The 8,982-nt window shown below is 27.9% G+C and carries 9 protein-coding genes; all 9 read right to left on the bottom strand.

The window, feature by feature from the left end; genetic code table 4:
• Positions 1-187: hypothetical protein (locus T386_RS0100320; RefSeq protein ID WP_029513188.1), on the bottom strand; the 187-nt coding region annotated here is incomplete at its 3' end.
• A gap of 214 nt (positions 188-401) precedes the next feature.
• Positions 402-1,538, bottom strand: coding sequence for a tRNA uracil 4-sulfurtransferase ThiI (gene thiI / locus T386_RS0100315; RefSeq protein ID WP_029513187.1), 1,137 nt, complete (start codon positions 1,536-1,538; stop codon positions 402-404).
• A 1-nt stretch (position 1,539) separates the two neighbouring features.
• On the bottom strand, positions 1,540-3,177 hold the full coding sequence (locus T386_RS0100310) for a hypothetical protein (RefSeq protein ID WP_029513186.1): 1,638 nt from the start codon (positions 3,175-3,177) through the stop codon (positions 1,540-1,542).
• A 65-nt stretch (positions 3,178-3,242) separates the two neighbouring features.
• Positions 3,243-3,443, bottom strand: a complete 201-nt coding sequence (rpmF, locus tag T386_RS0100305) for a 50S ribosomal protein L32 (protein WP_029513185.1) — start codon at positions 3,441-3,443, stop codon at positions 3,243-3,245.
• Positions 3,444-3,533: 90 nt separating this feature from the next.
• Positions 3,534-3,872: a hypothetical protein gene (locus tag T386_RS0100295; RefSeq protein ID WP_029513184.1), complete on the bottom strand. Its 339-nt coding sequence runs from the start codon at positions 3,870-3,872 to the stop codon at positions 3,534-3,536.
• 44 nt (positions 3,873-3,916) lie between these two features.
• The gene (locus T386_RS0100290) at positions 3,917-5,761 is read right to left on the bottom strand and encodes a type 2 periplasmic-binding domain-containing protein (protein ID WP_029513183.1); all 1,845 of its coding nucleotides are present in this window, start codon (positions 5,759-5,761) and stop codon (positions 3,917-3,919) included.
• Positions 5,748-6,635: an ABC transporter permease gene (locus tag T386_RS0100285; protein WP_029513182.1), complete on the bottom strand. Its 888-nt coding sequence runs from the start codon at positions 6,633-6,635 to the stop codon at positions 5,748-5,750. The genes T386_RS0100290 and T386_RS0100285 overlap by 14 nt, the downstream gene beginning before the upstream one ends.
• The gene (locus tag T386_RS0100280; RefSeq protein WP_029513181.1) at positions 6,628-7,464 is read right to left on the bottom strand and encodes an ABC transporter permease; all 837 of its coding nucleotides are present in this window, start codon (positions 7,462-7,464) and stop codon (positions 6,628-6,630) included. Before T386_RS0100280 ends, T386_RS0100285 begins: the two co-directional genes overlap by 8 nt.
• On the bottom strand, positions 7,448-8,857 hold the full coding sequence (locus T386_RS0100275; RefSeq protein WP_029513180.1) for an ABC transporter ATP-binding protein: 1,410 nt from the start codon (positions 8,855-8,857) through the stop codon (positions 7,448-7,450). Before T386_RS0100275 ends, T386_RS0100280 begins: the two co-directional genes overlap by 17 nt.
• Positions 8,858-8,982: the final 125 nt, after the last annotated feature.

The raw sequence follows: 8,982 nt of genomic DNA, 5'->3' as shown, positions 1-8,982 counted from the left end.
GTTCATCATCAGATGTCATAGTTTTAACAACACTTTTCATTATTTCAATACATTGTGGATTTTTTGCTTCCAAAGATTCTAGGTTACCTAATGAAACTATTTTTTTATATCCTTTTCCATAACCAGCAGAAGTAGCAACAAAAACATAATAGCTTTGATTATTTCTACTTCCATTTTTTGTTTTCATAATATATAAAGATTTACTCATAACACCTAAATTATATCATAAATGGTATATAATGTATAGATAAAAATATTTTTTTCTATATTACTTAAGTAATATAGGACATTAAAAAAGTTGCTAAATTAATTAGCAACTCGGAAACTCAGGAAAAAATTAGACTCGAAATTGTAAAATTTTGAGTCTTTTTTGTCCAGATATAATCAACACTTATGTAATACTAATCAATAACTAAATGTTTAATAAAATTATCAAGTAAGTCTTTTTCTAATTCTGGTAATTTAACTAGTTCTTTTTCTAAATCAATAGCTGTTTGTAAATTAGGTTTAGTAACTGGCGATTTAGGAGCAAATAGTTCGCAAGTTTCTTTTGCTTTTTCAATCGATAAATCATACGTTCCAATTTGTTTAGCTATGTTGATAGTTTCAATTTTGTCATTAGTCAATAATGGTCTTAATATCAATAAATCGCTTGCACAAGCAATTGTTGATAAACTTTCAAGAGTTTGGCTAGCCACTTGACCTAAATTTTCGCCATTGGATAGGGCAATGATTTTTTTGCTTTTAGCCAATGTAGATGCAATACGATAGAAACTTCTGCGCATTAAGTTAATTCTGTATGATTCATTAGATGTAAATGAAATAAAATTCATAATTTTAGAATAGTTAGCTAAATAAAAATCTGTTTTACCTTGATATTTTGATAATAGGGAAACTAGTTGCTTCATCTTATTGATAGTTTTATCATCGGTTTGAGGTGGGGAAACAAAAGAAAGGAAATGTACTTTTAAACCACGTTTCATAAGTTCAAAAGCAGCCACTGGACTATCAATTCCACCAGACATAAGGTGCAGAACATTACCACTTATACCAACAGGTAAACCACCTAGCGCACTAATAAAGTCACAAAATAAATATGTTGTATCTTTTCTAACTTCAATATTAATATTGCAATCAGGACTATGCACATCAACTTTTATTCAGTCACATTGATTGAGAACATAGGCACCAATTTTTTGATTTATTTGAGCACTTGTAAGCTCAAAATTTTTGTTGTTCCTTCTAGCAGATATTTTGAATGTTTTATTTTCCTTATTTACCAGTTTTAAAGCCATTTTAGCAATTTTTTCTATGTCATTTTCGCACACTAAAACAGGGCTGTAACTAGTTATTCCAAAAACATATTTTAAGTTTTGCATATTTGTTTCTGAATATGATAAATATATTCTGTCGAATTCAATCTTAGGGAATTCACCAGTTATTTTTTTTATGTTATTTGCCAGTTGTGTTATAAAATTATCTCTATTTTTTCCTTTAAGTGTCAACTCACCATATCTAATTAAAATCTTTTCAAACATATTAAAATTTATTCTCCTGAACTGAAATAGCAAGAATTTCAAATGCTTCTTTATATTTTAGTGCCACAATGTTTTGATTTACATAAAGCATTATTTCATTTATTTCGGCTGTATTATTATTTCTTTTAGGTGAAATTTTTTGTAATAATATTTCCACCATTTGTTTATAAATATATTGTGGGTAAACCTTTTTATATAATCCAATTAATGAATCATTTCAAGACAGTCACAAATCGCTTTTTAAATCAATATTTTGATTTTTTTTATAATCATCGTTTATTTTTAAATTCAATTCAACCAATCTTTTGAATTCTAAATCATTATTAGACGATGATTCAATTAAATTTCTAAGTGTTAAAACTTTATAAAACCACACATTATTAATTGAAAAATAAAATTCATTGTATAGTTTTCTAGCTTGCTGTAAGTTATATTCAGATAATTTATTATTAAGATAGTTTATAACTGTGCGATATTGTTCAAAAAAGTTTTGAATTTCCAAAAAGCCCATATCTTGATTTTGCTTAATTCACTGTTTAATATTTTCAAAATCAAGCATCGACGTATCATATAAATTTTTATGCAATCTAAAATCACTGGCGTCTTTTGTATTATTAATATTTTCTTCAATCCAACCGAAAAACAGCGAAATTTGTTGATTAGTTCGTTTATAAATAGTTTCAATTTTATCAAATTCTTTTCTTAAAAAAGTATTTAATTCATGGACTACCTTAGTAAAATTAATTGCTGCAAAATAAGAACTATAAATTTTTCTTACATTTTCAAGTTGAGTCTGATAAGGCATTGTATTAAAATCGGTCTGTAATGTTGCAACTCTTGTTTTAAGATTAGCAATAGATTCCTTTTGATAAGCACTATTATATGCAACATCCAGAATTTCGGGCAAGGTTTTGAAAATTGCTTTTTCAAGTGCCACAATGTTGTCAACTTTTTTAGCAAAAGAATTAATTTTTCTTTCATGCTCATTAATTTCAGCTGAAACATTTGTTATTTCATCATTTATTTTTTTATCTTCAAAATTGTATGTTTCTTTTTTTAACAAATCAAGCTCATGAGATATAACTTCATAAGAATGTTGCATTTTGGATTTGTTTTTTTTAATATATTTTTCAAGCTCATTAAGTATTTTAGTTGAATCAGAACTTAAATTATCAATAATATTTCAGTGGGTATTTAGAGTATTTGAAATTGCTTTAAATTGTGAATGTTTGTTCAAATAGTCATTATAACAGTGTTCAAATTTTCTAAATGTGGGCTTTAACTCATTACTTGAAAATTTAGACAAATTAGAAACCAATCTATTATAAAGTGTAAAAGCTGTATCGTAGATTGTTTGCATTTTTCTATCAATTGCTAATAAGGCTTCTAAATCTTTTTTATAGTCACTTTTAGACTCAGCCACTGATTCAAAACGTGCGATAGTCATGGAACGATTATTTGAAATATTACTAATTTCTTTTTTCATAGACTCGATTTTATTTTTAATGTGCTTTATTTTTTTACTTCTAAAATAAAAACCAAGAAAAACACTAATAGCAATTATGCTAATAGTTAAAATCGAGATTAAAATAATAAGAGCATTTCTTGCATCATTGCTACTGTGATTAAGTGTCCCCATATAACTTCTTATTATATTAAATATTAATTAAGTTATTAAAAAACCAACCTTTGTTGGCTTAAAAATTAATTATTACGTAAGTTTAAACTTTTATATCCTTCAACTTTGCTGCCTTTATAAAAACCGCAATGTTCACAAACACGATGTTGTTGGATTAATTGAGAACAATTTTTACATGAAATTAAATTTTGAACTGGTAGTGCATCATGTGAACGTCTATTATGCTTACGTTGTTTAGATGTTTTACGCTTTGGAACTATAGCCATCATGCCTCCTTATATTAAGTTTATATGTCAATTAAAAAATAATATTTCAATTATAGACAAAAAAATTATTTTGCTAAAAGAAATTATAAATTAAATAACTATTTCAATATCATCAACATTTCCATAATCTGATTTATCGCTATTTAAATAAACAGACGCCGCAATACATGAAGCACATGCAATTAAGAGCATTGTTTGTTTATCCAAATTATTATTTGATTTAAATAGTTTTTTAAGATATGAAGCGGTTACAAGTTTGCCGATTAAGAATAAGATAAAACAGAAAAAAGTAAATGTAAAGAAAATAATACTTGCTACAAAAATAGAGTGTAGAATTAGTCCAAACATCAAAAAGAAAAGCATCCCTATTCCAATCACCAAAGTAAAAGCATTTGCAGAAGCTGCTCTCCTGCGCAAACCATTATTCATATTAACCTCCTAATAAATGCAATAATTATACAAAACTATAATTATTATCCTTTAAGTTTATAATCATAGTAAATATTAATTAGTGTTTGAATTTGGTTAGTAACCGGACTAATTGGTACATGTTTAACATAGTAGGTAAAACCTTGTAAATCATTCAGATCTTCTTTATTTTTATCTGGCGACTTGTAAGCATCAAATTCATATTTCTCTTCGATTTTATAGAGATTTTTTAGATATGTTCTTTGATAGCTATTGAATTCTTTACTAAAGCCTGTATAAATATCATCTTCAAATTCATGATTTAAAACATAATTGTAAATATTTTTAAATGCTGGTGTATATCTAACATAATCAAAATTAAAGTATGCCCCATAGTCTTTGTATGTTTGTTTAACATCTTTATCATTAGATATATTTTTTTTAGCATTAGCTAAATTCTCTACGCTTCAGTGATCTTGTGTTTGATCAAGCCCACCTAAGAATGTAGCTTCAGCAGTTGTAATCATTTTTTGAGCTGTTTCTTCATCAGTTGAATTAGCTATAACAAAACCATCAACAAGCAGTAAATTGGTTGAAGGTCTTATAAATCTAACAGTTCCATTAGGCACATCATTATTAGCAATATTATCTGATGAATAATAAGCATCTAGTGCATCACCGTTATAAATAATACCAACATTAGTTTTCTTAAGAGGATCAATTAATGTATTAAGTAAATCTTGTCCATTACCAGATGTTCTAACGTGTTCAGTGTTAGTAAGTTTATATCCCGTGCTATGATGAAACATATCTACAAATTGATCAATTAAATCTTTATATATTTCAGTTTTAATCTTTCTTTTAGTAAAAGATGTTTCTTCCTCTACAACTGCTTTACCAGTGGGTTGAGCAATATGTTTTCCACTTTTAGTATCCAATCTATATGATGAACCATAAATCATATTGTCCCTTACAGCATCGGTATATTCATAATAGTGAAATGCTTCATTTTCATTTGTACTACTTATAGGATTACGAATTAGTTTCAATATATCATGCATTTGAATTTGAACGGTTTCAGGATCAATTAAATCCTTTATTTTTTTATTTATTTGTGTTTCTAAATCATTATGTACTTTTGAAAAGTAGGGCTTAATTGCTTCGTGATACAGTTGATCGTAAACTTGTTTTTTTTGTTCGTATTCCTTAATTTCCTTATCGCTAGCATCATCGCTAGGCTCTTCTGGCTCACTTTCGCTTATAGGTGTATATAACTTTTTGTATTTAGCTATTTTTTGAGGATTATAAGCGATCACCATATCTTGTGCGAAATATGGAACAAAATAATTGTATAAATGTATTTTATCTTCTTCAGCTAAATCTTTTTGTTTTTTGCCTTTAATTGGATTGCCTTTTTCATCAAAAGCATCTAAATCTTCAAAAAGATTATCATAAGATTTTAAGTGATCAAAAACAAGCGGCGTATAAATTTTTTTTAAATTTTCTTCAACTGATTCAGCATCATTTCATTGTGCCAAAAACATTGTTTTAAAGTCTTTTTTGGTAAATCTTCTTAACAGTGGGGCACCATGGTGATCATTAATTAATAACTTAGCTGCTTGACTATCACTACCTATCCCGCCAGCAGCTTTATGCGTCAAAATCGCTTTTGTAAATTCATTTAAAACTGAAAATTGTTTAAAGTCAAAATCTTCACTTATTCTACTAACAATATGATCATCCATATATGATTGATAGTTATAGAAAACTGGTTTGAATTTATTAGCTAAATACTTATAAGAAACAACAGAACTAAAAATTACAGGTACGCTAGCAGCAATAGCAATATAGCCGGTTTTTCTTGTAAAAAGTTGTGTTTTACAAAAATTTAAGAATTTATTGTTTTTCATTACTATCACCTCCTGCAATATTTTGTACACTTGTTTGTACAGTTAAATTTTTAGAAGTATCTTTTTTTAGTACACTACTATTCTTATTGCCACGAAGCGATTTAAATGATATGTAAAAAATGTTTCCAGTAATAACAAGAATTAATAAAGCAGCACCTACAACTAAACCCCAAGATCTAAATTCGCCTTCGTATAATTTTGTTCCAAGTGATGAAGTATTTGAAACAGTTCTTAAAATAATAAAATCATCAAAACTTAAAAAAGCAGCAACAATTCCAGCAAAAATGCTTGAAGGTAACATATGAATAAAATAAGTTTTAAATCAAGCACTGATTTTGTTATAACCCAAGTCTTGTGCAGCTTCTAAATATGAAGCATTAAATTTTTCGCTACGTGGAAACATTAGGGTAATACCATAAGGCAATGCCATAACAGTATGACCTATAATACCTCTGAATAAACCTTCTTTGGTGCTAGCTAATGTACCGAATAGAGCACTAAATAATAAAGCTAAACCAATTGCTGTAATATTATCAGGATTAATTAATGGTATGTTATTTGATCGAAGAACTCATTTACCATAATTTTTGTTTTTTTGTCTTCACATGCCATAACAGGTAAATAAAGAAATTGCAACAACCAAAATAGATACAACAAAGGCAATAATAATCGAATTTACTAAGGCAGCGCCACGCCCTTCATTAAAAAAGGTTGCTCAATTAAGTGTAGTAAAGCCGTTTCATGATGCTCTAACAAAACCTTTACTTGTTGGGCTGTTGAAACTAAAAATAGCAGCATAAAATAATGGAATATAAACAATTAGTAAAATAATGTGAATATATATTCTTTTTAATCATTTAAAAAACTTATTCATAGCTACCTCTTTTTCTTAGCCCAAATAATTTTGGTAAATAATTAATTAGTGCATATGTTCCTATAAAAATAATTGATGAAACAATAACAAGTGTTGTGCCAATTGAAACTTCATATTGGTTAGATGGATTGGTGTAATTGTTAATTACAGTTCCAATTAGTTGTAATTGAGAGCCATCAGGGAGTAATTTATCACTAATAACAAAATTAGTAGCACTAGATAAAAAGATAAGACCTAACCCACTTAAAATTGCCTTAGCGCTATAAGGAAATACAACTTTGAGTATTGTTTTAAATGGACCATAACCTAAATCATTTGAAGATTCGATTATATTTTGAGGCATATCTTTTAATACTGAATAAAGAGGCATAATCATATATGGTAAATTTAAATATGTTAGTCCAAAGATAATAAATCAAGTCGCATTTAAGTCATTTTCATTAGTTACCATTGTAAGAAAGAAACCTCTAACAGCGTAAATTTTAGCAATAGTAAAAATTATTAACGGGCTCAAAATAAAGCTCATAGCATAGATGTGTAAAATTTTATTTTTGCTTCTAGCTACAAAATAAGCATAGGGAAAACCAATAAGAAGACAAAGTATTGCTGAGATAATACCAACAAATAAACTCCGTCCAATCTTATTTCATGTTTTACTATCTTTAATCAATTCAAATGAATCAAAATTGGAATCGCCTATGTGTGAAAAAGAATTCACCACAATTAATAAAATTGGCAAAAACACCAATAAAACAGCCACAAAAATATATGGGAATAAAAACATTAATCGTTTATTGAACGCTAATTTAGATTTAATTTTTAAATTCATTAGTTTTATAATCTCACTTTTCGTCTTTATTCATTATATGAATTGTGTCGATAGTTCAGCTAATATCAACAATATCATCTTGTTCAAATTTTTTGGCAGTTTCAACAAAAATGTTTTGACCCATATCTAATTTGACTTTTAAATAATAATAACTTCCCCGATATGCTATTTCAACTATTTTGCCCCTTAGCTTTTCTTTTGCTTTTCTGTTTGATGTGCTTTTTGAGGTGGTCTCGTCAGCTAAAATAATATCTATATCTTCAGGTCTAATAAGGACATCAACCTCTTGATTATCTTCAAATTCACTCTCATCATGGATGGTTTTAAAATTCTTTCCTAAGATATCAACTGTACAATCGTTGGCGTGAAAAACACCATCATAAATATTTGAATCGCCTATAAAAGATGCTACTCATTTATTCACTGGATAGTCATAAATATTTTTTGGTGTGTCGTATTGCTCGATTTTGCCAGCACGCATGACTGCCACCATATCTGATAATTCAAGAGCTTCGTCTTGATCATGTGTAACAAATATAAATGTAATGCCTAATTTCTTTTGAATATCTCTAAGCAAGATTTGCATCTTTTGTCTAATTTTCGCATCTAGTGCACTCAAAGGTTCATCTAAAAGTAAAATTCTTGGTTCAATAACTAAACTTCTAGCTAACGCCACTCTTTGACGCATCCCGCCTGATAATTCACTAATAGATCTTTTTTCATTGCCTTCAAGACCAACCAATTTAACAAATTCCTTAACCAAATCATTCATTTCGTCTTTAGTTAATTTTCTTTTTAAATATTTATTTTCAAAAGATTCGGTTTGTTGAGCCACATAATTTTCTCAATATGAATAGTTAAAGTCAGATTTATCAAGTCATTTTTGTCTTTTTCTATATGTAATCGTATTTGGCTTTAATTTCTCCATTTCAGCCATATACTTATCTTGCAAAACATCTAACTCTTCCATTTTCTTTTTTGCTAATTGTGCTCATTCTTTTTGCTTTTTAGCAAGCATCTTTTCATATTTAGGATTAACCACTTCCTTATGTACTCTTTTTAAGGGTAAGCCAAATTTAATGTTGCCTTCAACATTTAAATGTGGAAAAAGAGCATAGTCTTGAAAAATAGTTGATAAATCTCTTTTGTGTGGTGGTAAATCTTTAATGTCTAAACCATTAAATTTAATTTCACCACGTGTAGTTTTTTCAAAACCACCAATTAATCTTAATATAGTGGTTTTACCACTACCTGATGGCCCAAGCAAAGTAACAAAGTCACCTCTTTTAATATTTAAATCAATGTTAGCTAGAACAGTTTTGCCATCAAATTCTTTAACAACTTCCTTAAGTTCTACGATATAAGGAAGTTGTTCTTTTTTTTGTTCATACATAAAATCTCCTTAATAGTAAAAATTGTTAATAATTAAAATTATTAAAAAAATATTAAAGGGAGACAACATCATATAAATTTTGAGAATATTCAGTCACAAAAAAAGATAATGAAGGATACCAATCT

The organism is Mycoplasmopsis primatum ATCC 25948, assembly GCF_000702785.1.
GTDB classification, from domain to species: domain Bacteria; phylum Bacillota_I; class Bacilli_A; order Mycoplasmatales; family Metamycoplasmataceae; genus Mycoplasmopsis; species Mycoplasmopsis primatum.
This window is presented reverse-complemented; position numbering and strand designations above follow the sequence as displayed.